22 protein-coding genes and 1 pseudogene are annotated in these 26,750 nt (G+C 51.9%); 18 read left to right on the forward strand and 5 right to left on the reverse strand.

The genetic code is table 11. The features are described from left to right. Positions 1-235: 235 nt before the first annotated feature. Positions 236-451 (forward strand): DUF1003 domain-containing protein, encoded by a 216-nt coding sequence (locus GTU79_RS03935; protein WP_275956917.1) that lies wholly within the window; start codon positions 236-238, stop codon positions 449-451. A gap of 52 nt (positions 452-503) precedes the next feature. Here GTU79_RS03935 and GTU79_RS03940 read toward each other — a convergent pair whose 3' ends face one another. Next, positions 504-1,112 (reverse strand): TetR/AcrR family transcriptional regulator, encoded by a 609-nt coding sequence (locus GTU79_RS03940; protein ID WP_214513711.1) that lies wholly within the window; start codon positions 1,110-1,112, stop codon positions 504-506. 306 nt (positions 1,113-1,418) lie between these two features. On the opposite strand from GTU79_RS03940, the gene GTU79_RS03945 reads away from it, so the two are divergent. The 8 genes from GTU79_RS03945 (at position 1,419) to arnF (ending at position 10,172) form a co-directional block, all read left to right on the forward strand. Then, positions 1,419-2,291 carry a Rossmann-fold NAD(P)-binding domain-containing protein gene (locus GTU79_RS03945; RefSeq protein ID WP_203522817.1) on the forward strand — a complete coding sequence of 291 codons (873 nt, stop codon included), beginning with the start codon at positions 1,419-1,421 and terminating at the stop codon, positions 2,289-2,291. Between the two features lie 484 nt (positions 2,292-2,775). Further along, complete coding sequence (gene arnB / locus GTU79_RS03950) at positions 2,776-3,930, forward strand: UDP-4-amino-4-deoxy-L-arabinose aminotransferase (RefSeq protein ID WP_203522816.1); 1,155 nt, start codon at positions 2,776-2,778, stop codon at positions 3,928-3,930. Continuing rightward, on the forward strand, positions 3,917-4,897 hold the full coding sequence (arnC, locus tag GTU79_RS03955) for an undecaprenyl-phosphate 4-deoxy-4-formamido-L-arabinose transferase (RefSeq protein WP_203522815.1): 981 nt from the start codon (positions 3,917-3,919) through the stop codon (positions 4,895-4,897). Before arnB ends, arnC begins: the two co-directional genes overlap by 14 nt. Further along, positions 4,897-6,879 (forward strand): bifunctional UDP-4-amino-4-deoxy-L-arabinose formyltransferase/UDP-glucuronic acid oxidase ArnA, encoded by a 1,983-nt coding sequence (gene arnA / locus GTU79_RS03960; protein WP_203523160.1) that lies wholly within the window; start codon positions 4,897-4,899, stop codon positions 6,877-6,879. The genes arnC and arnA overlap by 1 nt, the downstream gene beginning before the upstream one ends. Then, positions 6,876-7,778: a 4-deoxy-4-formamido-L-arabinose-phosphoundecaprenol deformylase gene (gene arnD / locus GTU79_RS03965; RefSeq protein WP_203522814.1), complete on the forward strand. Its 903-nt coding sequence runs from the start codon at positions 6,876-6,878 to the stop codon at positions 7,776-7,778. Before arnA ends, arnD begins: the two co-directional genes overlap by 4 nt. Then, positions 7,778-9,445, forward strand: a complete 1,668-nt coding sequence (gene arnT / locus GTU79_RS03970) for a lipid IV(A) 4-amino-4-deoxy-L-arabinosyltransferase (RefSeq protein WP_203523159.1) — start codon at positions 7,778-7,780, stop codon at positions 9,443-9,445. Before arnD ends, arnT begins: the two co-directional genes overlap by 1 nt. Beyond that, a complete protein-coding gene (arnE, locus tag GTU79_RS03975) occupies positions 9,442-9,792 on the forward strand; it encodes a 4-amino-4-deoxy-L-arabinose-phosphoundecaprenol flippase subunit ArnE (RefSeq protein ID WP_203522813.1) in 351 nt (116 codons plus the stop codon). Before arnT ends, arnE begins: the two co-directional genes overlap by 4 nt. Next, the gene (arnF, locus tag GTU79_RS03980; protein WP_203522812.1) at positions 9,789-10,172 is read left to right on the forward strand and encodes a 4-amino-4-deoxy-L-arabinose-phosphoundecaprenol flippase subunit ArnF; all 384 of its coding nucleotides are present in this window, start codon (positions 9,789-9,791) and stop codon (positions 10,170-10,172) included. Before arnE ends, arnF begins: the two co-directional genes overlap by 4 nt. A 75-nt stretch (positions 10,173-10,247) precedes the next feature. On the opposite strand, the gene GTU79_RS03985 is transcribed toward arnF, so the two are convergent. The 3 genes from GTU79_RS03985 to GTU79_RS03995 all read right to left on the reverse strand — a co-directional run bounded on the left by GTU79_RS03985 (position 10,248) and on the right by GTU79_RS03995 (position 14,970). Then, entirely contained in the window at positions 10,248-11,576 is a 1,329-nt protein-coding gene (locus GTU79_RS03985) for an MFS transporter (protein WP_203523158.1), read from the reverse strand. Between the two features lie 251 nt (positions 11,577-11,827). Further along, on the reverse strand, positions 11,828-12,637 hold the full coding sequence (locus tag GTU79_RS03990; protein ID WP_214513712.1) for an isocitrate lyase/PEP mutase family protein: 810 nt from the start codon (positions 12,635-12,637) through the stop codon (positions 11,828-11,830). A 320-nt stretch (positions 12,638-12,957) separates the two neighbouring features. Continuing rightward, entirely contained in the window at positions 12,958-14,970 is a 2,013-nt protein-coding gene (locus tag GTU79_RS03995; RefSeq protein WP_203522810.1) for a sigma 54-interacting transcriptional regulator, read from the reverse strand. Positions 14,971-16,013: 1,043 nt separating this feature from the next. On the opposite strand from GTU79_RS03995, the pseudogene GTU79_RS04000 reads away from it, so the two are divergent. The 3 genes and pseudogenes from GTU79_RS04000 (at position 16,014) to GTU79_RS04010 (ending at position 20,789) form a co-directional block, all read left to right on the forward strand. Further along, positions 16,014-17,677 (forward strand): annotated as a pseudogene (locus tag GTU79_RS04000) (methyl-accepting chemotaxis protein). A 301-nt stretch (positions 17,678-17,978) separates the two neighbouring features. Continuing rightward, positions 17,979-19,589, forward strand: coding sequence for a methyl-accepting chemotaxis protein (locus GTU79_RS04005; RefSeq protein WP_203522808.1), 1,611 nt, complete (start codon positions 17,979-17,981; stop codon positions 19,587-19,589). 234 nt (positions 19,590-19,823) lie between these two features. Further along, positions 19,824-20,789, forward strand: coding sequence for a D-2-hydroxyacid dehydrogenase family protein (locus GTU79_RS04010; RefSeq protein ID WP_203522807.1), 966 nt, complete (start codon positions 19,824-19,826; stop codon positions 20,787-20,789). Between the two features lie 24 nt (positions 20,790-20,813). Here GTU79_RS04010 and ftrA read toward each other — a convergent pair whose 3' ends face one another. Further along, a complete protein-coding gene (gene ftrA, locus GTU79_RS04015; RefSeq protein ID WP_203522806.1) occupies positions 20,814-21,803 on the reverse strand; it encodes a transcriptional regulator FtrA in 990 nt (329 codons plus the stop codon). A gap of 136 nt (positions 21,804-21,939) precedes the next feature. Between ftrA and GTU79_RS04020 the strand changes: the two genes are divergently transcribed. From GTU79_RS04020 to GTU79_RS04045, 6 genes are all read left to right on the forward strand, one after another. Continuing rightward, positions 21,940-22,863, forward strand: a complete 924-nt coding sequence (locus GTU79_RS04020) for a B12-binding domain-containing radical SAM protein (protein WP_214513714.1) — start codon at positions 21,940-21,942, stop codon at positions 22,861-22,863. A 207-nt stretch (positions 22,864-23,070) separates the two neighbouring features. After that, positions 23,071-23,526 (forward strand): hypothetical protein, encoded by a 456-nt coding sequence (locus GTU79_RS04025; protein WP_214513715.1) that lies wholly within the window; start codon positions 23,071-23,073, stop codon positions 23,524-23,526. Beyond that, entirely contained in the window at positions 23,527-24,447 is a 921-nt protein-coding gene (locus GTU79_RS04030; protein WP_132923419.1) for a DMT family transporter, read from the forward strand. It begins immediately after the preceding gene. A 685-nt stretch (positions 24,448-25,132) separates the two neighbouring features. Then, positions 25,133-25,372: a hypothetical protein gene (locus tag GTU79_RS04035; protein WP_214513716.1), complete on the forward strand. Its 240-nt coding sequence runs from the start codon at positions 25,133-25,135 to the stop codon at positions 25,370-25,372. Continuing rightward, a complete protein-coding gene (locus tag GTU79_RS04040; RefSeq protein WP_214513717.1) occupies positions 25,329-25,703 on the forward strand; it encodes a hypothetical protein in 375 nt (124 codons plus the stop codon). Before GTU79_RS04035 ends, GTU79_RS04040 begins: the two co-directional genes overlap by 44 nt. Before the next feature lie 259 nt (positions 25,704-25,962). Beyond that, positions 25,963-26,712 (forward strand): GntR family transcriptional regulator, encoded by a 750-nt coding sequence (locus GTU79_RS04045; RefSeq protein ID WP_203522802.1) that lies wholly within the window; start codon positions 25,963-25,965, stop codon positions 26,710-26,712. Positions 26,713-26,750 lie beyond the last annotated feature (38 nt).

Raw genomic sequence — 26,750 nt, forward strand, 5'->3', positions numbered from 1 at the left:
CAAACTAAATATCAAATTTATCTTATCTATCAGCGCGTTATATTAGGATACGCTTATGGACGCAAAATCAAAAAACAGCTTGAGGAATTGCGGACCAGCAGTCGAAGCGAGCGCGCTACCTTACTGATGCCCTCTTCGGATTCTGTTGCTCCCAGAACCTTAGGCCAACGGCTGGCGGACAAGATCACCTCAATGATTGGCACCTGGACGTTTATAATAACGCAAACCATTATCATTGCAGGCCGCGTATCCCGCCCCTGCCATCATGATGAGTCAGAAGAGGGAAGGGGAAGTGGATCGCTACCGTGCTGAAATCGCCTCCAATGTCAACGTGAAAACCGATTTGGAAATGTATGCGCTGCACGACAAGATTGACTATCTGGAAGGGGATATTGTTAACTCTCTCAAAGAGCAATTGGCGCATATTTCACGCCAGTTGGAAGAACTGTAGTCAAAACAAAAATAGCCGGCGCGCCTCTCGGCGGGAAACGGGCCAACGCAGGTTACAGCGACGCTTTCGCGGCATGGATCCGAGGCAATATCGCCGAAAACAGCAGGTCCCTGAAGCGTTCCCCCGGTGCGGGGTTAAGCTGGGCTTTCGCCAGCAGATTGGCGCCTTGGAGCGATGAGACTATAAATCCCGCCATTTCTTCACTGTCCAGATGCGCATCCAGTTCGCCGGCTTTAACCGCGGCGCGCAGGCAATAAGCCAAGGATTGCTGGATCTCGTCGAATACGTCATTTAACCGCTGCCTGATGGGCTCGCTCCAGCCGCTGGCTTCGGCGGCGAAATTGCCAAGCAGACACCCGTCGCGCATATGGTTTTTATTAAGCCTGTCGATACCGGCGTCAATATAGGCACGCAAACGTTGCAGCGGCGGCAGTTGGTCATTACGCAGCGTTTCGCTGATGGTCTTGCGGGCATTGGCGAAGTAAAGGTCGATTACTTCCAGCCCGAACGCTTCCTTAGAAGCGAAATGGTTAGTAAACGACCCTTGGGGAACACCTGCCGCCTGGACGATATCCCTTACGCTCGCACCGGCAAAGCCATGTGCATGGACGACCTGCATGCCGACGGTCAGGATTTTTTCTTTATGAGATGCTCTAGCCATAAAAAGTAATATAGTCGTACGTATTAGTTTAGTCAACCGCTTACCCATTGGCCGCCGAAGCCACCCGCAATATCCGGGTAGTGAAGATTTTGTACGAGGCCGCGCTGGTCTTTTTACGGCGAAGACCCCGGCGAAATCGCGGACATGTCCGGCAACGGTCGGTATTTCCGCGATTTTAGTGATAATATTGATATTATTTCGCATTGCCGCGCCGGGTAGGCGTCAGCCATTATCGGCATAACGCCGCAAGGTGCGGTTCATTATCTGAAGCGATGGCGCTTTTCAAAGGCAAAAGGAGTTTTTCCCATGATCAGGGTGACCATTGCGGGGGGGACATGGACGGCGGTGGATAAACTGACCGATACATTGGCCGGGCAAGGGGCCAGGGTGCGGGTGCTAACCGATGCTCCCCATTCGGCTCGTGGGAATCGCGACAAGGGAAACGTTGAATATATGGCTATCCAACGGGAGGATTCATTGTCGTTGCGGGTTGCATTCCAGGATACCGATCGGGCCTTTCTGGCCGGAGGGGACCCGCAGAGACCTTCCCGCTACGATCTTGCCCTGATCGACGCAGCGGTGCAGGCGGAAGTGCCCTATCTGGTCAACCTATCGGAAGGCGGTGGATGCCCTGGGCAATCGGCAAGGCAATGGCAGAGTGAGACCGATAGGCATCTCGCCGCTCAGGGCATCACGACCACCCGGATACATCCGGCATTATCGCTGGATGCCGTTTTAGCCGTAGCGGTGCGCTTTGTGCCGTTGGGATTATGGGGCGGGATCGCGGGTTCCGGTCAGGCGGCGCTGGTGGACTCATCGGATGTAGCGGCCGCCGCGGCACGGATATTACTGGAAGGCGCCGAGCGCCACGCTGATAAGATTTATCATCTCACCGGTCCCACGGCGGTGACGATGGGTTATATCGCCGATTATCTCGAAGAAAACCTGTCACGGCGGGTAAGATATCACTACCGCGCCCGAGACGAACAGCGGACTCTCTACCTGAGAGCCGGTCTGCTTCCGCCGCTGATTGACGCACTGCTTGGGCAAGATACATTGATACGTGAAGGATTTTATGCCGAGACAACGCCAGACCTGTTTGCTCTTACTAAACGACCGGCATTAACAGTCATCGATTGGATTAAAGAACATCGCGGGGATTTTATCGCCGGGGAATAATCCGGCTTATGGTGTTACCTATAAATCCTTTATCTTAAGGATTAATTAATAATACCGTGGGGATGATAATGCTAATCTCATCGCAATTTCTCCATACCATTTTGATAGCTACCCGGCTTTAAGAGCAACAGGAGTATAATGCAAAAAGTTTATTCGAAAAAATAAAACTTACCTATCAAAATAATATGATACAACCAAACTACGCCTCTTTGTGGTTAAAGCTTTTCGGCCGAGGCGGCACCCTTGTTTTCGGCGGTTGCCCCGCCGATCGCCGGTCCGCGGGTAAAAAGAGGGCTTACCCGTTGATTTATCGGAAAAAGGCTTTGTTTATAAAGAGCGTTGCCCATGAATTAAGCTGAATTCCCTCATAATCGATTATTTAAAGTCCAGAATGGGTGCAGTTATTCCTATTAAATTTAATCTTCGTTTAATAAACAGGGATTATAGTTACTATCAAAATGCATTTATTAATGTGGTAACGAATATGGATCTCCTGCTGCCTTTTTCCCGCCCCTCAATCGGTGCAGAAGAGATAAACGCCGTTGAGCAGGTATTACAATCGGGCTGGATTACCACCGGTCCGCGGAATCGGCAATTGGAAATCGATTTTAGCGCGGCGTTCGGCTGCCGGCACGCTATTGCCGTCAGTTCCGCTACCGCCGGTATGCATATCGCCTTGATGGCTTTAGGCATCGGTCCCGGTGATGAAGTCATTACTCCATCCCAAACCTGGGTCTCCACGGCCAATATGATCGAACTGCTCGGCGCCCGGCCGGTGATGATCGATGTGGACCGTGATACGCTGATGGTGGATGCCGGCGCGGTGGAAAAGGCCATCACTCCCAGGACCAAGGCCATTGTCCCGGTTCATTACGCCGGCGCGCCGCTGGATCTGGATCCGCTGCGCGCCGTGGCCCTGCGTCACGGCATTCCGCTCGTTGAAGACGCCGCACACGCGGTGGGCGCACGCTATAAAGACGAATGGATAGGTGCTCGCGGCACCGCGATATTCTCTTTTCATGCCATCAAAAACATGACTTGCGCCGAAGGCGGTTTGATTGCCACCGACGACGATATGCTGGCCGAACGGGTACGCAGACTGAAATTCCACGGTCTCGGGGTGGACGCTTTCGATCGCGACAGGCTGGGGCGTAAACCACAGGCCGAAGTGGTGGAGCCCGGCTTCAAATATAATCTTTCCGATATCCACGCGGCTATCGCCGTGGTGCAGCTGGCGCGGCTTCCTGAGATGAACGCCCGCCGCCGGCGGCTGGCGGAACAATATCGCCGGCGGCTCGCGGATTCGCCCTTCCTGCCGCTGGGGTTGCCGGACTACGCCCATGGGCATGCCTGGCATTTGTTTATGATACGCGTCGATCCGGAGCGCTGCGGCCTGGATCGAGACCAATTGATGGAGCGCCTGCAGGATAAGGGGATCGGTACCGGCCTGCATTTTCGTGCCGTCCATACCCAAAAATTCTACCGTGAGCGTTATCCGCAGCTGTCGTTACCCGACACCGAATGGAATTCGGCGCGTCTGTGCACTCTGCCGTTATTTCCCGATATGACCCAGGAAGATGTCGATCTGGTGGTCAATACATTGTTTTCATTAGTGGAGCCGCCCAGTGCCTCGCGTTGAACCTCTTAATACCGTTTCGATCGTCATTCCGGTATTTAACGAACAAGAAAGCTTAACGGCGCTGATTGACCGTACCAGCGCCGCCTGCGGTCAATTACGCCAGCGTTATGAGATTATCCTGGTGGACGACGGCAGCAGCGATAATTCCGCCGATATTCTGTCGGCGGCGGCGGAACGGCCGGACAGCCATATCATTGCCGTGCTGCTGAATCGCAACTATGGCCAGCACTCGGCGATCATGGCCGGTTTTCTGCAGGCCACCGGCGATTTAGTCATTACCCTGGACGCCGATCTGCAAAACCCGCCGGAGGAAATCCCCCGCCTGGTGAGCGTTGCGGAAGAGGGTTATGACGTGGTGGGATCGGTTCGGGCCAACCGGCAAGATTCCTGGTTCCGCAAAACCGCCTCGCACATGATCAACAAATTGATCCAACGCTCCACCGGCAAAGCCATGGGGGATTACGGCTGCATGTTGCGGGCCTATCGGCGCCAGGTGGTGGAGGCCATGCTGCACTGCCATGAGCGCAGCACTTTTATTCCCATCCTGGCGAATTCCTTTGCCAGGCGAACCACCGAAATCAACGTAAGCCACGCCGAGCGGGAGTTCGGCGATTCCAAATACAGCTTTTTGAAGCTTATCAATTTGATGTACGACTTGATCACCTGCCTGACCACCACGCCGTTGCGGTTGTTAAGTCTGGTGGGCAGCGTGATTGCCGTATCCGGTTTTACCCTTTCGGTGATATTAATCGCCATGCGCCTGATCTTGGGTCCCCAATGGGCGGCGAACGGCGTTTTTACCCTGTTCGCCGTACTGTTTACCTTTATTGGCGCTCAGTTCGTCGGTATGGGGTTACTGGGGGAGTACATCGGCCGTATCTACAACGATGTCCGCGCCCGTCCCCGCTATTTTGTGCAGAAAGTGATCGGCCGGCAGCAGTCCTCGCATACTCAGGAAAATGAATGATGAAAGCTATTGTATTTGCTTACCATGATATCGGCTGTGTCGGGTTAACCGCCCTGGTGGAGGCCGGCTACGACGTTCAGGCGGTGTTTACCCATACCGACGAGCCCGGTGAAAATAAATTCTTCTCTTCCGTGGCGAGGCTGGGGGCCGATCTCGATGTGCCGGTGTATGCGCCGGAGGACGTCAACCATCCGTTATGGGTGGAACATATCCGCAAGCTGCGGCCGGATATTATCTTTTCCTTTTATTATCGCCATATGCTGAGCGAGGAAATTCTGTCCCTGGCGCCCTGTGGAGGCTTCAATCTGCACGGCTCGCTGCTGCCGCGCTACCGCGGCCGCGCGCCGGTTAACTGGGTGCTGGTCAATGGCGAAACCCAGACCGGCATCACGCTGCACCGTATGGTGAAAAGAGCCGATGCCGGCGATATTGTCGCCCAGACCATCCTGCCTATCGCGGATAACGATACCGCATTGAGCCTGCACGCCAAGATGCGCGAGGCGGCGAAACCGCTGCTGGACGATCTGTTGCCGCTGCTCAAGGCCGGAAATGTCGAATGTATGCCGCAAAACGAGGCCGAAGCCAGCTACTTCGGTCGCCGCACCGCCGCGGATGGCGAAATTTTCTGGCATAAGCCGGCACGGGAGATAGCCAATCTGGTGCGGGCGGTTACCGAACCTTACCCAGGGGCATTCACTTATCTTGGGGAGCGAAAGCTGATCATCTGGCGCAGCATGGCGCTGGATACTGTTCACGACAAGCAGCCCGGTACGGTGCTTAGCACCTCTCCGCTCACTATCGCCTGTGGCGAAGGCGCGCTGGTTATACAAAGCGGCCAGGGCGAGACCGCTTTGTATATGCAAGGCAACCGTCTGGCCCAGGAAATGGGTATTATGCCCGGCGTGCGCCTGGCGGCCAGGCCCGCGGCGGCGCATGGACGCAGGGTCCGGGTGCTGATTCTCGGTGTGAACGGTTTCATCGGTAATCATCTGACCGAACGCCTGCTGCGTGAAGATCGGTACGATATTTACGGGCTGGATATCGGTTCCGATGCCATTGAGCGCTTCCTGGATAACCCGCACTTTCACTTTGTCGAAGGGGACATCAGCATTCATTCCGAATGGGTCGAATACCATATCAAAAAATGCGATGTGGTCGTGCCGCTGGTGGCTATTGCCACGCCCATTGAATATACCCGTAACCCGCTGCGGGTGTTCGAGCTGGATTTCGAGGAAAACCTGAAAATCGTGCGTGACTGCGTGAAGTATCACAAACGCATTATCTTCCCCTCCACCTCGGAAGTATACGGCATGTGCGACGATCCGGAGTTTAACGAAGATACCTCCCGGCTGATCGTCGGGCCCATCAATAAACAGCGCTGGATCTATTCGGTTTCCAAGCAGTTGCTGGATAGGGTCATTTGGGCCTACGGCGCCAAAGAGGGATTGAAGTTCACCCTCTTTCGGCCTTTCAATTGGATGGGACCGCGCCTGGACAACCTTGACGCCGCCCGTATCGGCAGTTCTCGGGCCATCACCCAGCTGATCCTTAACCTGGTGGAAGGATCGCCCATCAAGCTGGTGGACGGTGGGACGCAAAAACGCTGCTTCACCGATATCAACGACGGTATAGAAGCCCTTTATCGCATCATTGAAAACCGTGACGGACGCTGCGACGGACAGATTGTGAATATCGGTAATCCCGCCAACGAGGCCAGTATCCGTGAACTGGGGGAGATGCTGCTGGCCAGCTTTGAGCGTCACCCGCTGCGCGATCGCTTCCCGCCTTTTGCCGGTTTCAAAAATGTCGAAAGCAAAAACTATTACGGCCAGGGTTACCAGGACGTTGAGCATCGAAAACCGAGTATAGAGAATGCCCGCCGGCTGTTGAACTGGCAGCCGGCCATTGCCATGGAGCAGACCGTTGCCGATACCCTGGATTTCTTCCTGCGCAGCACCATTTCCGCGGGTAGAAAAGGGTGAAACGAGTCGGATTACGGGTAGATGTGGATACCTTCAGCGGCACCCGGGACGGGGTGCCGCGTTTGTTGGCGCTTTTTGAACGCTATAATATTGTCGCCAGCTTCTTTTTCAGCGTCGGACCGGACAATATGGGCCGCCATCTTTGGCGGCTGATGTATCCGCGCTTTTTGCTGAAAATGCTGCGTTCCCATGCCGTGTCGCTTTATGGCTGGGACATCCTGCTGGCCGGCACGGCCTGGCCCGGCAGGAATATTGCCCGCTCGCTGGGGCCGCTTATGGCGCAGACCGCCGACGCCGGGCATGAAACAGGCTTGCATGCCTGGGATCACCAGGGCTGGCAGGCCATGGCGGGGCACTGGCCGTCAGCCGAACTTGAACGGCAGATCCGGCTCGGCGTGGACGCGCTGCAGGCCGGCATCGGCCGGCCGGTGACCTGCTCCGCGGCGGCGGGGTGGCGCGCCGACGGACGGGTGCTGGCGGCAAAGCAGAATTTTGGCTTTCGCTACAACAGCGACTGCCGCGGCGTCCATCCCTTCAGGCCGCTGTTGGACGATAACCGCATCGGCACCGTGCAAATCCCGGTAACGCTGCCGACGTTCGATGAAGCGATCGGGCGTGAAATACAGCTGGACGATTACAACGACTATATTCTCGATTTGATCGCCAAAGATATCGGTCCAACCGTTTATACCATCCACACTGAAGTAGAAGGCCGCTCGCAGTCGGGGATGTTTGAACAATTACTGCAACGGGCGCAACAGCAGGACATTCTTTTTTGTCCCCTAAGCGCGTTATTGCCGGCGGATATCAATTCATTGCCTCTTGGGCGCGTGGTTCGCACACCGTTTCCGGGGCGCGAAGGATGGCTGGGATGTCAGGTCCCGGTGGTTGAAACATGATGAAAATCTTGCAAAATGTCCGGGTCGCCGGCGGCGGTGTGGTCCTTTTTTTTGTCTTGCTCTATCTGCTTCCCCTGAACGGCCGTTTATTGTGGCAGCCCGATGAAACCCGTTATGCCGAGATCAGCCGGGAAATGCTGCAGCGCGGCGACTGGGTGGTGCCCCATTTGCTCGGACTGCGTTATTTCGAGAAGCCGGTGGCGGGCTATTGGTTGAACAATATCAGCCAGTGGCTATTCGGCGACTCCAATTTCGCCCTTCGTTTTGCGGTGGCGTTCAGCAGCGGTATTACCGCCATTTTGGTCTTCGCCCTGGCAATGATGATGTGGCGGCAGCGCCGCACGGCGCTGCTTGCCGCCCTGATTTTTCTTTCCATGACGTTAGTGTTCGGCGTCGGCACCTACAACGTGCTGGATCCGATGATTACGCTGTGGCTTACGGCGGCCATGGCCTGCTTTTACCTGGGGTGGCGCGCCGAAAGCCCGGGCAAAAAATGGGCGGCCTACATATTGCTGGGATTGGCCTGCGCCATGGGCGTCATGACCAAGGGGTTCCTGGCTCTGGCGGTACCGGTGTTCGCCGTGCTGCCCATCGCCATACAGCAGCGCCGTTTCCGGGAGCTGTTAATCTATGGCCCCTCGGCGGTGATGGCGGCGGTATTGCTCTGCTTGCCCTGGGCACTGGCGGTGGCGCACCGTGAACCGGATTTCTGGCACTATTTTTTTTGGGTGCAGCATATTCAGCGTTTTGCCGAGGACAACGCTCAGCATAAGGCGCCGTTCTGGTATTATCTGCCGGTGATCGTGGGCGGATCCATGCCCTGGCTTGGTTTGCTGCCGGGATCGTTGCTAAAAGGCTGGTTTGAGCGCCGCGTCCGGCCCGAGCTGTTTTTCCTGTTCTCCTGGGTCGTGATGCCGTTGCTGTTTTTCAGCATCGCCAAAGGCAAGCTCCCGACCTATATTTTGCCCTGCATGGCGCCATTGGCGCTGCTGATGGCCGCCTATGCCGCCGACTGCGCCGCGGCGTTACGTCATCGCGTTTTCCGGCTGAACGCGGTCATCAATATTATTTTCGGTGGGGTGTGCATCGTGGCGCTGGCGGCCATGGGCTTCGGCTTGTTCCATCACCCGCTGTACGGCCGGCAGGAGTGGCCGAAAATCGCCATCGGCATTATCGCCTTCGCGGGCTGGGTATTGTTCGCCGTTTTATCCCTGCGCCGCGCCGGACAACGCTTTGCATGGGTCGCGGCTTGTCCGCTGCTGCTCGTGCTGCTGGTGGGATATGCGATTCCGCAGCATACCATCGACAATAAACAGCCGCAGCACTTTATCCGGCTTAACGCCGATCTGCTGGATCGCAGCGGCTATATATTAAGCAATGATGTCGGTGTGGCCACCTCGCTGGCATGGGAGCTTAAGCGCGGCGATATCGAAATTTACCGGGAGAAAGGCGAATTGAGCTACGGGCTGGCTTATCCCGATGCGCAGGGACACTTTGTCAGCGGGCAGGATTTTACCCACTGGTTGTCGCAGGCTCGGCAGCACGGCAACGTGTCTCTGGTGCTGCGGCTGCGTGAGGACCATGATGTGGCCGGCGATCTGCCCCCCGCCGACGCCGTGCGGCAGCTAAACAAGTTAGTGCTGTATTTCTACCGGCAACGGCCATGAACGGCTATCTCCTGGTGTTGCTGGCGAGCCTGCTGGCATGCGGCGGTCAGCTGTGTCAAAAGCAGGCCGCCTTGTGCTGGCAGCGGCGCCGGCCGCCACAGCATCGCCGCCGGGCAACCCTGGGCTGGCTGGCGGCGGCGGCGGTGCTGTTGATTATTGCCATGGCCGTCTGGCTCAGCGTGCTGCAACGTTTGCCGCTGAGCCAGGCTTACCCCATGCTCAGTTTGAATTTTGTTCTTGTCGCCTTATGCGCGCACTGGCTTTTTCATGAGCGAATTACGCTGCGCCAGTGGTGCGGTGTGGCATCCATTATCCTGGGTATAGCGTTGATGGGGCTGTTTGCATGAAGGGATTATCCTGGGCGGCGGCCAGCGTGCTGTTGGTGACGGTGGCGCAACTGCTGATGAAATGGGGCATGGCGCAAATCCCCCTGCTGCCGTTGAATCTCATTGCTCCGGGTCTCGTTGCCTATTACGGGCTGCCGCTGCTGGCGTTAGCCGGCGGCATCCTGGCTTATGCCTTATCCATGCTGTGCTGGTTTTATGCTTTGCTCTATTTGCCGTTAAGCACGGCTTATCCGTTAATCAGTATCAGCTATGCCCTGGTGTATTTTGCCGCCGTTTTGCTGCCGTGGTTCAATGAAACGGCTACATTCTTCAAAACCTTCGGTGTCGCCTTTATTTTATTCGGCGTGTGGTTGATCAACGGCAAGCGCTCCGGGAAATAGCGATTTTCCCGTCTCTGTTTCATGCTTTTTTTTGCATCTCTTTTTGCACATTGAGCAGGTGAATGCCTTTAACGTTTACACCCTGAGCCCACTGTCCTTATGCAGCTCGCTGGCGCTGCCGGCCGGCTGGGCATCGGCGTCCCGCGGTCTGGGCTCGACAATGGTGACGACAAAGATCAGGCAGAGCAATGCCCCGACGGATAAGGCGAAAAAAACCATATTCCAGCTATAGTGGTCCAGAATCATCCCCACGATAAAGGGCAGGCACATTCCCCCCAATTGTCCGCCCATATTGATAATGCCATAAGCGATAGGATAGGTGGCTTTGTTCACCCGGCCCATGGCATACACGGAAAAAGCCGAATAGCCCAGGGCTAACAGTAGGCCGGTCACGAAAAACAGCGCGGTCAGCAGCCACTGATTTTCCGGTGCGTGGATAATGAGATTCATGGAAACAATGGTGGAAATGGCGCTGACCATCATCAGGGGTTTCCTCCTTTTTCCCAAGACATTATCGGACAGCCAGCCCCCAAGCAGATTGCCGATGAGCGTGCCGACAAAAGGGGAGGCCGCCAGCATGGCGGAATGCATTACCGAAAATCCCTTCTCCTGTAACAGGTATTTCGGCAGCCATGACATCAGAACGCCAACGGTGCCTACCATAAAAAAGTAGCCCAGCGCCGCGCCGTAAATATCCCAGCAGCGGAAACACTGTTTTGAACTGGTGAGGTCCGCCACTTCCCTAGTGCGAATCACGCGATCCAGCCAGTAAAAGCGGAATGCCTTGATCTCCCGTGCCTGGTTATTGAGCGAGGAGACGCCGCTCTTGATATATTTCAGCTCTTCTTTGGACACGAATTTACTTTGTTCCGGGTGGTTACAGACCATTACCGCCCAGATAATCGCCAAAAGGATGCCGGGAATACTAAACAGGATAAAAATATAGCGCCAATCGAAATTCATCAGGATCCAGGCGCTGATCAACGGCACAATAAGCGGCCCCATATTGGAGCTGGCCAAAAAAATACCGGTGGCCGTTCCCTTTTCTTTGGCGGGAAACCAGTTATTGATGGTTACCGTGGAGCCGATAACCACGGTGGACTCGCTGATCCCCACCAGCGTTCTCAGCATCTTGAGATGCAGGGCCGAATTCACCATACCCATCAGGCCTGTACAAATAGCGGTGAGAAAAATGCCCAGCGAATAGGTTATTTTAACGCCGAATTTATTGACCAAAAACCCGGCTGGGATTTGCATGATGGCATAACCGGCAAAAAAAAGGCTTACCAGAAGGCCTGCCTGCGTGTTGTCCAGATTATATTCTTTTTGAATAAACGGCAGGGCAAAGCCAATGTTAGCCCGGTCCGCATATTCCACCGTGTAAACAATAAATATTAAACTCATGACCCACCAGTGATACTGAGTCATCCTTTTTTCTGTATATTAGCCATGGGGATATCTCCTGAATAATATCCTTAGAAATAGGTTATAAGAGGCAATGGCAAAAGTATTGTCGGGGTAATAGTTTAGGGATATATATTACCCCGAGCTAAAAGTAAAATTTTGATAATACTAATTTAACTATTTACTGTTTTCATAATCCGCTTTGCGGCCGGTATAATACTTTTCTTCCGCCGCCCTGATTTCCGGTAAATTCAGCAATTGGTTAAATTCCTCAAAAGGATCATGTATTTGATGAAATTTTCAGTGGTGCCTTCCCGTTTTAATGTTTTCATTAATTCAGAAACGGCCCGGGCTTCGGCATACACTGAAGAGACGCAGAAAATAACCAGATTGTAGCCGATATCCTGCAGCTTCCCGGCGGAGAGCAGCGGGGTCCGCCCATGTTCAAGCATATTAGCCAATACGGGCACATTGAAACTGCTGGTGACGACGCGCATTTCCTCTTCCGATTCCACCGATTCGATAAACAATACATCCGCCCCGGCTTTTTCATACGCTTTACCGCGTTTTATCGCTTCTTCAAGACCATAACTGGTTCGTGCGTCGGTGCGGGCCATTATCAGCATATCGCCACGGCGAGCGTCGCAAGCCGCCTGGATTTTGCCTACCATTTCTTCCAGCGGCACCACGTCGCGACCCAGCATATGCCCGCATTTCTTAGGCGCAACCTGGTCCTCAATCTGCATCATGGCCACGCCGGCGCTTTCATAAAGCCGGGTGGTTCTGATCATATTCACGGCATTGCCAAACCCGGTATCGGCATCGGCAATAACCGGAATGTTGACGCGATCGACAATATTCCTGGCCCGCGTGGCCATCTCGACCTGAGTTAAAAGACCTACATCGGGCTGACCGAGCATGCTGGCGGCGGTACCGTACCCTGTCATATACACGGCTTCAAAACCGGTGTCTTCAATGATTTTCGCGGTTAAAACATCATGGGCGCCCGGCGCCACCAGAATATTTTTTTGCTGCAGTCTGGCTTTTAATTTTGTTCCCATTCCACTCATGTCAATTATTCCCGTACAATAAAGATGATTGTTTCTTTGCCGAAAGCTGATGCCTTTGGCAAACATCTTTCAGCGGCTCAGTACAGGAATAGCAGTTATCGTGCCAGAAAAATGCCCGATATTTATTTTTAAATAACCTTAAGATTCAATTGAATGCATGATATCGATTTTAATCGGCTTAATTTTTCCCATGTGTAGAACGGTTGTTTTAACAAAATTGATAAATATTTATCATTTATGTTATATCAATTTTGATATGCCATTATCAGCAGCGTGAATAAAGTGAAAATAGCGGCAAGAGAATGCAAAATTTATTCTTTATCTGCCTCACCGGCGGGATGATTATCCGACTCGCTATATTTCATCTCCTGAAGTTTGCGCCAAAGGCTCATGGTGCTGATCCCCAGTTTCTGCGCCACCTTGCTGTGACTCCCCTGGCATTCCGCCAGGCAGCTCATGATGATTTGCTGTTCGTGACGCTTAATCATGGTTTTCAGCGGCAAAGAGTCCCTTTCGGCCAGTGGCGGCAGGGAAAAATCGCCGGAGGCGCCGTCATCGGCGATGAGGTTCGGCGCAGCGCTTTTGATGCGAAGAAAAAGCCGGTCAAGCAGCAAACGCCGCTTTTTTTCGTCTTTGATTTGAAATAGCAGGGCGATGCGTTCCACGACGCTTTGCAATTCGCGCACATTGCCCGGCCAAGGCCAGGTCACAAAGGTCTTCTCCATAAAAGGATAGATCGCCGCCAACTGCTGCTCATCATGAATTAGCCGCGCCAGCAAACGTTTGCCGATGATCAGCGCGTCATCGCCCCGCGCTCTCAGAGGGGGAATATCCAGGGATAGGATGTTAAGGCGGTAATACAGATCTTCCCTGAACCCGCCGCTGGCGCAAAGCTGGCTTAAGTTTTTATTGGTGGCGCAGACGATGCGCACGTCAATTGAGAGAGTGCTGTCGCCTCCCACCCGGCGCACTTCTTTTTCCTGCAATATCCGCAGCAGCTTAACCTGGAAGGACAGGGGCAGCTCACCCATCTCATCAAGAAAGAGGGTTCCTTTATCGGCCAGTTCAAAAAGACCTGGTTTCCCTTTGCTTCTGGCGCCGGTAAAGGCGCCGGCCTCATAACCGAACAGTTCGCTTTCCAACAGGTTCTCGGGAATTGTGGCGCAATTAAGGGCGACAAAAGGGTTATCCCGGCGGGCACTGGCATGATGTATTCCCTGGGCAAAAAGTTCTTTGCCGGTACCTGACTCCCCTTGAATAAGCACCGTCGAGTCGGTTTTGGCGTAGATAGCGGCCAGCTCGATGATTTCACGCATATCCCCGTGCCCGGTGACGATATCTTCCAGACGGTATTTGGCGGCGAAGCCGGTTTGCTTAGGCTTGCGCAGCCGCATCTCCTGGTGCTTGATATCCGCTGCTTCGGTAAAGGTACAAACCACTCCCCGGCAGGAGGAGTCGATGATAATAGGTACCCTGTTGGTGACGATGGTGGCGTTGCCGATGTCTTGCAGTTCGCCGTATTCGGCGCGTTTGCTGTTTAAAACGCTCTCGACATTGGTATTAGGGATGACATCGCGGGCTTTATGGCCGAGCACGGAGCTGAAATCCACGTTCATGATGGATTCGGCCCGTTTATTCATGTGGGTGATATGATTGTCGGTATCGGTGACCAGGACGCCGTCCCACACGCTGTCCAAAATGGTTTGCAGCATAAAATTACGCTGGGTCAAAACGCGCCGGGTGCCGGCGATATTGCATGCTTCATTAAAAGCGATCCGCACCGAATCCTCTTCGGACTCCAGTACCTTGGCCCTAAGACCGTATTTTACCGCCAGGGGCGGGATCAATTGCCCGCCCAACAGCAGCTCCGCCCCGGCTTCTTTGGCCAGAATTATTTTATTTTCCAGCTCCTGAAAATTATCGAAAACAGCGTTGGTAATGTTGCAACGCACGGCCTGGGCCACCTGCTGCAAACCGTAAATTTCGTGCCCGAAGCTAAAACAGACGATTTTGCCGGCGGCGTCACCGGGGGCGGCGGACCGGTTGAAATCCAGCAGAGTCCGAAGAACGTTCAGCGCGGTAGTATGGACGGATACAATAGGTATATCATTAAAATTATTGCGTAAATATCCCGCCGTGCCGCCGCGGCTGATGATAATCTCGGTATGGGAATCCAGAGACTTGCGCGCCATCTCCGCAGCGTTGTCCAATACGCCGCGTACCAGCGTGATGCTGCAATCGAACTCCGGCGCGATCTTGCAGACCATTTTTGTCAGATCGTTGGTGGGGGAGACGACTAAGAAGTGATAATCTTTTTTTTCCATGGTCAATAGCAAGATCCCGTAGACACGTCAACGCGGACCATCTCACGCTCATGCAATAGTTTCAGCGGCCATGCCGGGACGTTAACAGCCTTATCCACTCATTTTCTGCGGGTTGTGTTGCAAAATTCAAATTTGTTTATGTTTCCGGACAAGAGAACCCGAGGGACTCTGAAAGATATCCTGCTCTCGGCCGGCGGCGCGCATTTTACTGACATAGGCGCCCCTCATTACGATAGGCGTTAAATAATATTTACCCGCTACGCCGTTTATCCGCACGTAATAATAAGCAATGCATTATCCTATTTTATTAATCAGCCTTCGAAACTATATTGGCTTAATTGGCTTAATTTATCTCATAAGCCGGTGGTATTTTAAATAACTGAGACATTCTTTACTCCCCGCGTAGAACTAAATCGGCCTTACGAAGCCATTTTCTTTACATCATGCTAAAAAAGCCTTTCAAAAAGTAGAATTGGTGGATAGGACCCGCAGAAAGAAAGGAATCAACCAATCGGACAATAATAATGCATCTTGAACAATGCCAGGTTGGCTTGCCATTCCTTACCGTATATTATCGCCATAATATATTTATTATAACTTTAATCGGCAAAAAAAAAATCGATCTCTGAAGGAAAAAAGAGTGCAACAGAAAAAACGGTGACTAAACTCCTTGTTTATTAATAGGCTGTAAGAATTTAAGGTTTAGAAACAGCGAAAAATTTACAGATTTTACGCAATCAAAAATGAGGAGTAGCGGTAACCGATTAGCCTCCTAACCATCTGTTTTTGATCTCTTTTTTTCCGGCATAACCATAAAGTTTCTAAGGTGCCGGTCGATAAAGATACTATATCAGTAAACCGTTTTACAGGGAGCGGAAATTAGCTGATATTTCGCTTAATAAAGACGAGGGCATTTCCCTCATACGTCTTCAACAGAGAATGCGTTTAATAGCAAATTTGAAAATTTATGTTTTTACATCCTGCACGTCTTTTCACACATATGCGCAGAAGTCAGCATAGATATAATTGACAGGAGCCTTACCATGAGCTTACTTAAAAATACCAGTATCAGGGTTATCCTACTAATTACGCTTGGTTTTTGATTTTATGGGGCGGGGTTTCCGCGTTTACTCTCTTTCCTAAATCAGGTAACTCAATTTTAGCGACCAGTGAAGAGCAAAAGGCCGATATAGATATCATAAGCCGCGGCAACGATCAGTACTTTCGCACCGTCACGCGACTGGCCAGGGCGATGGATTTTGTGCAAACCGGGGAAATGGCGGATGCGGATAAGGTTCTGGCAACGGCGGCAGACTCCTTTCAGAACGCCAAAGATGCCCTGGCCTCATTTAAGGCCAAGCCGCACTTATCGAGCGATACCGCCGTTACGGATGCCATGATTGATAGCTGGACCAAACTTATCAATCAAGCCCTTGAGCCGATGTTCCAGGCGGCGCGGGCCAAGCAGCTGGATCAATACCGCCAATTTTTCAGAACGCAATATCCGCCGTTTAGCGTGGCGTTTGGCGCGGCGGCCGAAAAATTCAAAGCACAGGCCCGTTCGGATGATTCTGTCAAACAGGTTTATACACTGGTGGATTTAAGCCGTAAGATCTTGATTGCCGCACTTGTTGCCGGCATTGCCATTCTGCTGCTCACTGACCGTTATCTGATCAATTTCATGATTAAACCGCTAAAGCGTATTGAATCCCAGCTTGAAACCCTGTCGGACGGACATCTGGGCGAGACTATCGCTGAATTCGGCCGCAACAATGTCGGACAGCTGATTCCTCATTTACAAAGTATGCAGCAAAGCCTGATCCGGACCGTGACGGCCATTCGGGACAGTTCGGCCTCTATCTACCAGGGCTCGGGAGAGATAAGTCTAGGCAACAGCGATTTATCGTCCCGCACCGAACAACAGGCTTCCGCTCTGGAGGAAACCGCCGCCAGCATGGAACAGCTAAGCGCGACGGTAAAACAGAATACCGAAAATGTATTTCAAGCCAACAAGATGGTGCAGGATGCTTCGGACACCGCTAAAAAAGGCGGCGCTATTGTTGATGAGGTTGTGGAGACCATGAGCAGCATCAGCACCAGCTCGAAAAAGATCGCCGATATTACCGGGGTCATCAACGGCATAGCGTTCCAGACCAATATTTTGGCGTTGAACGCGGCGGTTGAAGCGGCGAGAGCCGGCGAACAGGGCCGTGGCTTCGCCGTGGTGGCGGGAGAAGTGCGTAGCCTGGCCCAGCGCAGCGCACAGGCGGCGAAGGAAATCGAAGGGTTGATCAGCGAGTCGGTTGAACGGGTCAACACCGGTTCGGTTCAGGCCTCCCGTGCCGGTGAAACCATGCATAATATTGTCCAGGCGGTGGCCAAGGTCACCGATCTGATGGGGGAAATTTCCTCTGCTTCCGATGAGCAGAGCAGGGGGATCAGTCAGGTAGGGCAAGCGGTATCGGAAATGGACAGCGTTACCCAGCAAAATGCGGCGCTGGTTCAGGAATCCGCCGCAGCGGCCGCGTCCCTTGAAGAACAGGCCCGTCTTTTGACTCAAACCGTGGCCATTTTCCATCTGCCCGCCGGGGGAAATAGCGTCAATAACGCGCTGCCGGCCGAGGATAAGCCGGAGAAACGCCTGCTGTCGCCGCTTACCGCTTCACCGGAGCAGGAACATACATCGGAAAATTGGGAAACATTTTAATTTTTAAGCTCTGAATTTCAACACGGGTTTTCGCAGCCGCAAAGGGTCAGCGAAAACCCGGCTTACTTAATCTGTGCCTCTTTTATTACGAATTATCCGATATAGCCGAACCGCCTTTTTTCAGACAGGGTTGCCGCCGCCGGGGCGGGGCCGTTAATAAGCCTTTCATATGTGTCCGATATCATTCCGATTATTTGACTTACGGCCGGATGATTATCTTTATAGTTACCGGTCTGTCCGGCTGTAACGATTCTGAAATAAAGTGATCGAATACTGCTTTTTATTTAGCGCGGATAAAAAGATGTCTATTATCAAACCAGTGGTTCACTGGCCGAAAATCCTGAGGTTTCGACATCTGTCGCTGCCGGGATGGATGACCAGCCTGCGAGGCGGTTTCATACTTTTTACCCTGATATTTTGTTTGCTGCAGTGCGCTTCTATCGCTTTGTTAACCCGGCTGGTGACGCAAACGACGACCAATGTCACCACCGCCCGCATGATGACCGAACGGCAATCTCTGTTGAACAAATCACGCATAGAACTCTTGACCGCCAGCGACAATATCAATCGCGCCGGCATCTATTACATGCAGGATAAGCAAAGCGGTTCGGTGGGCAGTTGGAATGCCCTGGCGGACAGCGCCGATGCATCCCTCAAAGCCGCGCAGGGTTACTACTCTTCTTACCAGAAATTGAGTTCGGGACAGGATGACAGCGCTCTGCAGCAAAGTTTTTCCATGGTATTCGACGGCCTTCATGAGCAGTTAAAAGGCATCAGGGCCGATAATATCGACTCATTTTTTATGGTGCCGATCCAGGCATTCCAGGAACAATTCAACGGTCTGTTTTATCAATGGCTGCAGCAGGATAATGCCGATGCCGAGCGTTTTAACCAAACCATGCTGGCTTCATTGACCCATAACCGTAATATCTCCCTGAGTATCTCGGTATTGCTGATGGGTTTATTGGTCTTAGCCTGCCTGGTGTTATCCTTTGCGGTGGTGACGCCGCTCAATCGCGCTTTGCGCCATTTGGCGTCAATCGCCACCGGCAACATTGCCCATGCATTACCGGCTTCACGCTGGCAGTCCCGTGAAATCCACTGGCTTAACCAAGGTATCGATGAGATGCAGCGGGGCTTGCAGCACATCATTCAAGAAATCAATGAAATATCATCCCTGGTAATGCACAGCGCCAATGATATTGCCCAGCATAACCAGGGGTATAGCCGGCAAAACCAGCAACAAATGGCCGCCTTCGATGCCATCAGCGATAAACTGGACAGCGTTGCCCAGGACGTGGATAACGGGGCGCGTTTCGCCGGTAACGCCACCAAGCAGATGAACGACGCGGAAGCCTTAACCCGACATTGCGGTGAAATGGTCACGGAAGTTGATCGTAAAATGCATGAAATTGTGGCCGAATCGGAAAAAATCGCCGGTATTATCACGATGCTGGACGGGATCTCCATGCAAACCAAGCTGTTGGCGCTGAATGCCGCCATCGAGTCGGCCCATGCCGGTCTATACGGCCGCAGTTTTTCCGTCGTGGCGAAAGAAATCGGCTTATTGTCTCAAAAAAGCGGCAGCTCCACGCGGGAAATCGACCATCTGATCCACTCCACCCATAAGCATATCGACAGCGGTTTCAGCCGGGTTAAAGCACTGGATACCTTTTATCTGGATATCATCAAATCGGTGCGGGGGGTGTCGGTGTTGTTAGAGGAATTACAGCAGAACGCCAATCAGCAAAGCTTCCAGGTCAATACCATCGCCGGTGAGATTAAACGGCTGAACAGTCAGATACATCAAAGCCATTCCCTGACGGTGGCCAGTGCCCAGGCCTCCGATTCGCTGATTTCCCATTCCCAGCGATTGCGGCAAAGCGTCAGTAAATTCTCGCTGACCTTGTAGAGGCCAAACGGAAAACAAACGGTAACTTCAGCCGCCAGAAGGTTCCGCCGCCCTGAAAGGTGGCCATGTCCCGGCATTGGGAGAAACAATATTTAACACAGTGCCGGTCAGAATCAGTGGCAACCCCTTTTCATATCCCTGTACTCTGACAATATCCGTATTCCTTCGGCACCCTTTATTAAGCGACACTATTTACGAGGCGGTTGCAGGATCGCTCCGAATGAGGAGAACATTTTGGATAAACAGCTACCTATACGCATCGCGGTGATCGATGATTGGCAATCCGTTGCGGAGCAAGCCGTGGATTGGTCGGTTTTACACTCCCTGGGATCGGTGACTTTTCTTCATGATTACCCGGCGGCGCCCGCGCAAATGGCGGAGCGGCTGCAATCCTACGATGTTATTTGTCTTATGCGGGAACGCAGCCGGTTTGATAAGGACCTACTGACCCGGTTACCCCGATTGAAACTGCTGCTCACCAGCGGCATGCGTAATGCGGCTGTGGATACGGAGGCCGCCGCGCAGTCCGGCATTCTGGTCTGCGGGACCGAGAGCGGGAAGCATGCGGCGGCCGAATTGACCTGGGCGTTGATTATGGCCGTGACCCGTAACCTGGCCGACGAAGCGGGCTCCCTGAAAACAGGGGGATGGCAGGTAAGCCTGGGCGGCGGATTATACGGTAAGACGCTGGGCATTCTGGGTTTGGGTAAAATCGGCCAACGGGTTGCCGGTTATGCCCAGGCTTTCGGTATGCGGGTGATTGGCTGGAGCCAGAATCTCACCGCCGAGGGCGCGCAGCAGCACGGCGTGTCCTATGTCGCCAAGGAAGAACTCTTCAGGCAATCTGATGTGCTATCCATTCATTTAGTCTTGAGCGACCGCAGCCGGGGCATTGTCGATGCGTCTTCCATGGCTGTGATGAAACCCACCGCCTATCTGGTTAATACGTCGCGCGGACCGTTGGTAAATGAAGCGGCGCTAATCAAAGCCCTGCGGGAACATCATATCGCCGGTGCGGCGCTGGATGTATACGATCAGGAACCCCTGCCGCGGGATCACCCGTTCCGCCGCATGGATAACGTCCTGGCGACTCCCCATATCGGTTATGTCACCCAGGAGGATTACCGCATCTTTTTCACGCAGATGATTGAAGATATCCTGGCCTGGCATGAGGGTCGGCCCATACGGACCCTCTCTTGAACCGGTAGGCGCGACGTCGCAAAGCTAACCGCCATCGGCGTACTCCCCGCGCAGCCCCCCGCGGCGAAACGCCGTCGGGGACAAATTCTCATGGGTTCTGAACTGGTGCCGCAGCGTCGCTTCCGAGGAGTGCCCGGAAACTTCGGCAATTTTGGCAATGGAAAATGAGCCGTTGACCAGTAATTCCTTGGCGTATTCAAGCCGGCACAACGCCAGCCACTGCATAATGGGCAAGCCCATGGTTTCCTGAAAATGGCGCTGCAGGGTCCGTTCGGACATCATGGCCCGTTTCGCCAGGGATGACACCGTATGGGGCAACGCAAGATTGGCCCTCAGCCAGTCCACCAGGCCGGCAATCCGGTTTTCGCCTTTTTCCACCGCCTTGGTTTTAGGCAACTGCTGCTGGCGGCCTTCGCGGTGAAAAGAGATAACCAGCCGCTGGGCCACCCTATTGGCGACCCGGTGGCCGTAATCGGATTTGACCAAATGCAGCAGCATGTCCAATCCCGCGGCGGAGCCGGCGGAGGTCATTATCTGGCCTTCATCCACATACAGCGCCGAAGGCAAAACGTTGGTATCGGGATAGCGCTGCGCCAGCAGGCGCGCATGATGCCAGTGGGTGGTAACGCTTTTGCCATGGAGTAATCCGGCCGCAGCCAGTACAAATACCCCGGTACAGATGCTGCATATTCTGACGCCCCGTTGATAAGCGTCCCGCAGGCTTTGTAATAAACGCTCGGGAGGCGCTTCATCGATGTCACGCCAGGCCGGGATCACGATGGTGTCCGCGGTTTCCAGTATTTCCAATCCGTGCTGAATTTCCATGACCAGACCGCCGACGGCATGGATTCGATGCTCTTCCGCCGTACATACCGAGAAGCGATACCAATCAACATTCAGCTCGGGACGCTGCACGGCAAAAAACTCAATCACGCAGCCAAATTCGAAGGTACGCAGCCGATCGTAGGCCACGGCCACGACGTGATGTTTCTTTTTGGCAGAATTTATACGCATGTTGACTCTTCACATTCTATGAAGCAAGCAGATCGTCAAGGGATAATATCCCTGTTTTAAAGGCTTGGCGACGGCTAATTCGTTCATGTGATGCCGGACGCCTGGCATTTAATTGATGTTATATGAGGAGTAGGACATGCGCATCGCTCTGATTAATCCGGAAACCGAGACGCCGGACATGCGAGAGCTCTATGGCCATTATGAAAATCTGGCGCTGGGACTCATTGCGGCACAATTGCGTTCGGCCGGCTACAGTGTCGAACTTTTTGATTTGCGGGTGGATGGCTTTACCGAACATGAGATGGTGACGAAAATCATCAAAGGCCGGTTTACCCTGGTGGCGTTCAGCGTTAATTACGTCACGCTTCAATCCGCCCTGCGGATCAGCCAGCGTCTTTATCAGTTCGCCGAAGCAAAACCCTTTATTGTCCTTGGGGGTGAACATGTCTCTTATGAAGATGTCGGTATCCTTACGGCCTATCAGTCCATCGATGCCATCTGTCGCGGCGAGGGTGAAATCAGCCTGAAACGGCTGGTGGATACGGTCAGCAATGATTTCCCACTAAACGACGTCGATGGGATAACGTTCCGGGATCCGCAGACCGGACTGATACATATCAATAATAACCGGCTACCGAACAGCGAGCTGGACGGTCTTTCGTTCGCGGCACACGACATAGCCCATCGAGGCATAAAAACCGGCAGGCCGGTAAAAACGGGGATATTGATCAATCGAGGCTGTCCCTATCCCTGTGTTTTTTGCAATGCCCAGCGTTTCTTGGGCAATGAGTCAACCGGGGTCAGAACCCGCTCGCCGGCAAATGCCGTCAAGGAAATCGCCGCATTGGAACCCCTGATTAGACAGACCAAAGATTATCTGCATATTTATGATGCGACGTTTGTGACGCCGTCGAAAGAGAACAGATTATGGATGAATGCCTTTTGCGAGGAAATGGAACGCAGGGAACTGTCGCTGCCGCTTAATGTGTTTATCCGGGCGGACAGCTTCAATATTGATAAAGAAAAGATCACCAATTGCTTATGCGGTTACGCGCTATAGGCATGATAAGCACTTATCTGGGACTGGAGGCAGGGGACGATGAACAATTGGACACCTATAATAAAAAATCATCCCTTCTGAATCCAGCAGAGTTTTCCAGTATCTAAAATCCAAGGGAATAGCGGGCTCCACCAACGGCTGCATTACCTTTTTCAGGATGTCACTTTAAAACAGGTACAAAAACCATTCTTTTTATACGGCGCCGGTTTGGCTTCGTTCTGGAATATTTCTTCACGAGCGGAAACCCTGCCGGGAATACGGCTTAACCAGCATACCCTGATGGAGCACAGGTATGTACCCTGGGATGTTACGAATTATCATTTCAGCGACGGGAAAGTTGCGCAGCTTTATGCTTATGTAAAAAGGATTCATGACCGGTATGAAATCATCCGTCTGGAAGATCGCTTGTTACGGGAAATTCGCGATCAGATAAAAATCACGAATTTCCATAAGGGCCTGCTGGGTTATTCAGAGAGAGAAGCGGAGTTTGATCGCTATATTGAACTGATACAAGCAAATACGGTGGAATTTTTACTTGCGCTAATCAATGAGTTAGATGCTACCGGCTCGATATCGGATCGTTTCATGAAAGAGGAATTCAGCTATATCCCACGTTTGGAAAAAATGATAAGAGAATTATCTATAATATTTGGAGTGAATTGAATGAACATCAAAGTCTATATCGCACTCTCCCTTTCCGCTTTTTTCTGGGGTGGTTCCGCCATCGCAGGTAAATATGCTTTAGATGTCTTTGTGCCCTCTATTGTCACGTTTTTACGGTTTTTTATCGCAGCATTGATAATCTTATGTTTCATCAAGGATAAAAATAAACTTATCCGTATCGATTTAATTACCCATCTAAGAATGTTCGTTACGGCGATTTTTGGCGTAACGCTATGCTATTATTTTTACTTCAACGGATTGAACGGCAGCAGCGCTTTTAATGCGGGAATCATCGAAGCGACCATCCCCTTGATCACGTTGCTTATTGCCGCCATGTCGGGCATGGAGCATGTCAAACCCTGGCAGTTATTTGGCTTGATAATAGCCTATCTCGGCGTAACTATCACCATCACCGGCGGCGATTTGAATATTTTGTCTGCCGCGTCCTACAATATAGGCGATGTCATGCTGCTTGTCAGTACCTTGTGTTTCGGTATCTATAATGTATTGATTAAACGCTGGGTTATCCCCTTGCCGGGCATGATAAGAATGTTTTATCTGTTCTTTTACGGCAGTATAGCCTTCCTGCCATGGGTTTTGGCGGACGCTTTTCATCTGCAATTTTATTGCTATCCCGGGAAAAGCATCACATTTATAAGTATTGCTTCATTGTTGTTCATGTCCATCGGCGGCTCGGTGCTGGCCTACCTTTTTTTCAATCAGGGTATCGATAAAATAGGCGCCACCAAAGCGGCCTCATTCATCAATTTGGTGCCTTTTATCACGGTGCTGCTGTCAGTGTTCGTTTTAAAAGAGCCGGCCGGTTTGTTCAAATGGTTGGGTGCGTTAATTATCATCGCCGGCGTAATGTTGTCCAACAGAGCGACGGCGGCAAAGCCGCAAACCACCCCGTCGCCATGATCCCGGCGGAAATGGTTATGCCAATCCCCGTGATTATCGCTATGATAAATATTCCCCACTCTGCCTGAGCGGGATTATCCCCGTACCATGGGTTTAATTTGTTCCCCTTCCTTATGTCAGGTATATCGCTTAGAATGGACAACGCAATCATCTCTTTTGAGATTGATTTAATCAAATTTCCATAAAGCGAAGCAATACTTGAACGCTTAATCATAGCTAAAATTCCGCTTTATATCTTTTTTTGGCAAATTAAATGTTTCTTTTAAATATAAATAGTAATAAAACTGTAAGAAATTTAATTTAACATTAATTATTCTAACTATTAGAACGCTTATCAATGAAATCAATAATTCTAAGCATTATTGTTACAGCACATAATAGCGGAAAATATCTGGCGGCCTGTCTGTGCTCATTGAAGCTTGCCTTAGGGATCATTTTGACTTATGCGAAATATTACTCATTAATGATGCATCATCTGACGATAGTGAGAGCATATACGATCAATTTGCTCTCGGCTATGAAAACGTAAAAATTTAATGTTTCATATGAAAACATCGGGATGGTAAGAAACTTTGCGGTCCACAAGTGCAGTGGCCAATATATCACTATGCTGGATGGGGACGATCTGTTCATACGGGCTTCACTGATAGACATTTTGAATTTTCTCCGCTCCCGCAGACCCGATATGTTGATCACCAAGTTAAATGAAGTGATTGTAGAAGCGCCGGAAGGCAAGGTTGCGCCCTTTTCCGCCAGGAAGATCGGTCAAGACAGGGCCATCAGAGAGTATCTCATTCATAAATCCTTTCAGGCGCATTTCATCGGGAAGTTTATCAAAAGTGAAATTCTTAAAGACCATCATTTTCCTGACTTTATATGTTATGAAGATGCATTTCTTTTTAGAAGTTTTGCAGCATTGCGATAAAATATTTTATTCAGGTTCGGGACCCTATTTATATATCAAAAGAGCTAACTCTTTATCAGCGAAAATTGACGAGGGAAAAATTAAGCTTTATAAAATTTCGCTGGAAAGAATGGAGTCTATTCTCGGTGGCGACTATAAGTCACTACAACTTTGTCATTGGATAGATTTCGTTAATCGATATCATAATATCATCGCTCTTTGGCACGATCGCGGCGGGGTGAAACAGTGCCTGGAGAATGTAAGAACCTTGCCTTTTATGCTAAATCCCTATGTGCGCTTGAGTTTCAAACTAAAGCTTCTAAAAGTAAAAAAAATAACCAAAGCTTGGTGATAAGAATAAAATTCTCCCTCAGATAAAAATCCATGTCAATCCGCCAGTCACGGCGCCGGTACCTGAAGTTAATTTTTTGTTTAATAAAACATTATATGTTTTAATATAGGGTTTTAGCGCCATTGTGCTTACCTGGACGACTCCACCACGGCCGTTTTCCATCGTTGCCCGCTTTAGACAACTCTCAATGGTCATGGCCCATTGCACGGCTTAGCTGGTGCGGCTAGGGAAGGATTTTTTATAAGGCTATAATTTTATTATGAAAGTTAAATCGAACCGTCTTGTAGATCGGGCCGAGCCGGCAAAGATACCGCTTTATCAAAAGATGAAAGACGATCTGGTGCAGCGGGTTCTGAGCGGTGAATGGCGTCCGGGGGAGCTGGTGCCCAGCGAAACGGCGTTGGCAAATGAATATTCCGTCAGCGTCGGCACCGCCCGCAAAGCCATTGAGCAGTTGGCGCAGGAACGGATGGTGGTGCGCCAGCGGGGGCGCGGCACGACTATTGCCACCAACAGGGGCGGGAGCAGTAAGCCGTTTCGCTTTCTGAAATTTTTCTCCCGGGATCATATTCGAACGGAAGAGTCGATATATCTTGAGATTATGCCGGGCAAGGCCACGGCACAGGAAGCCAAGTCCTTTGGTATTGAGGCAGGCGCACCGGTGGCGCGCATGGTTCGGCTGCGGGCCGCGAACAAGATGCCCATGCTCATCGAAAGAGCCGCCATCAGGGAAGATTTATGCCCTAAAGCCAGCCAACTGATTACCCTTCATCGTCCGGTGAGCATCTCCAGCTTTCTCGACCGCATGTTCAATATTCTGATTATGCGGATCGATGAAAAGATATGCGCGGCGCTGGCCGACGAGGAGGATATCAAGCATCTCGGCGCCGCGGCGGGTGACCCTGTGCTGGCGGTAGAGCGTTTGTCTTACGATCTCGCCGGCCGGCTTATCCAGATAAGCCAATTGCATGTAGCCAAAGAGGCCTACTACGCCACCAGTACCAAGTGAATCACGTCATCAGGGACGCCATACCGGCCGCAAATCAT

Source organism: Sodalis ligni, assembly GCF_016865525.2.
GTDB lineage: Bacteria > Pseudomonadota > Gammaproteobacteria > Enterobacterales > Enterobacteriaceae > Acerihabitans > Acerihabitans ligni.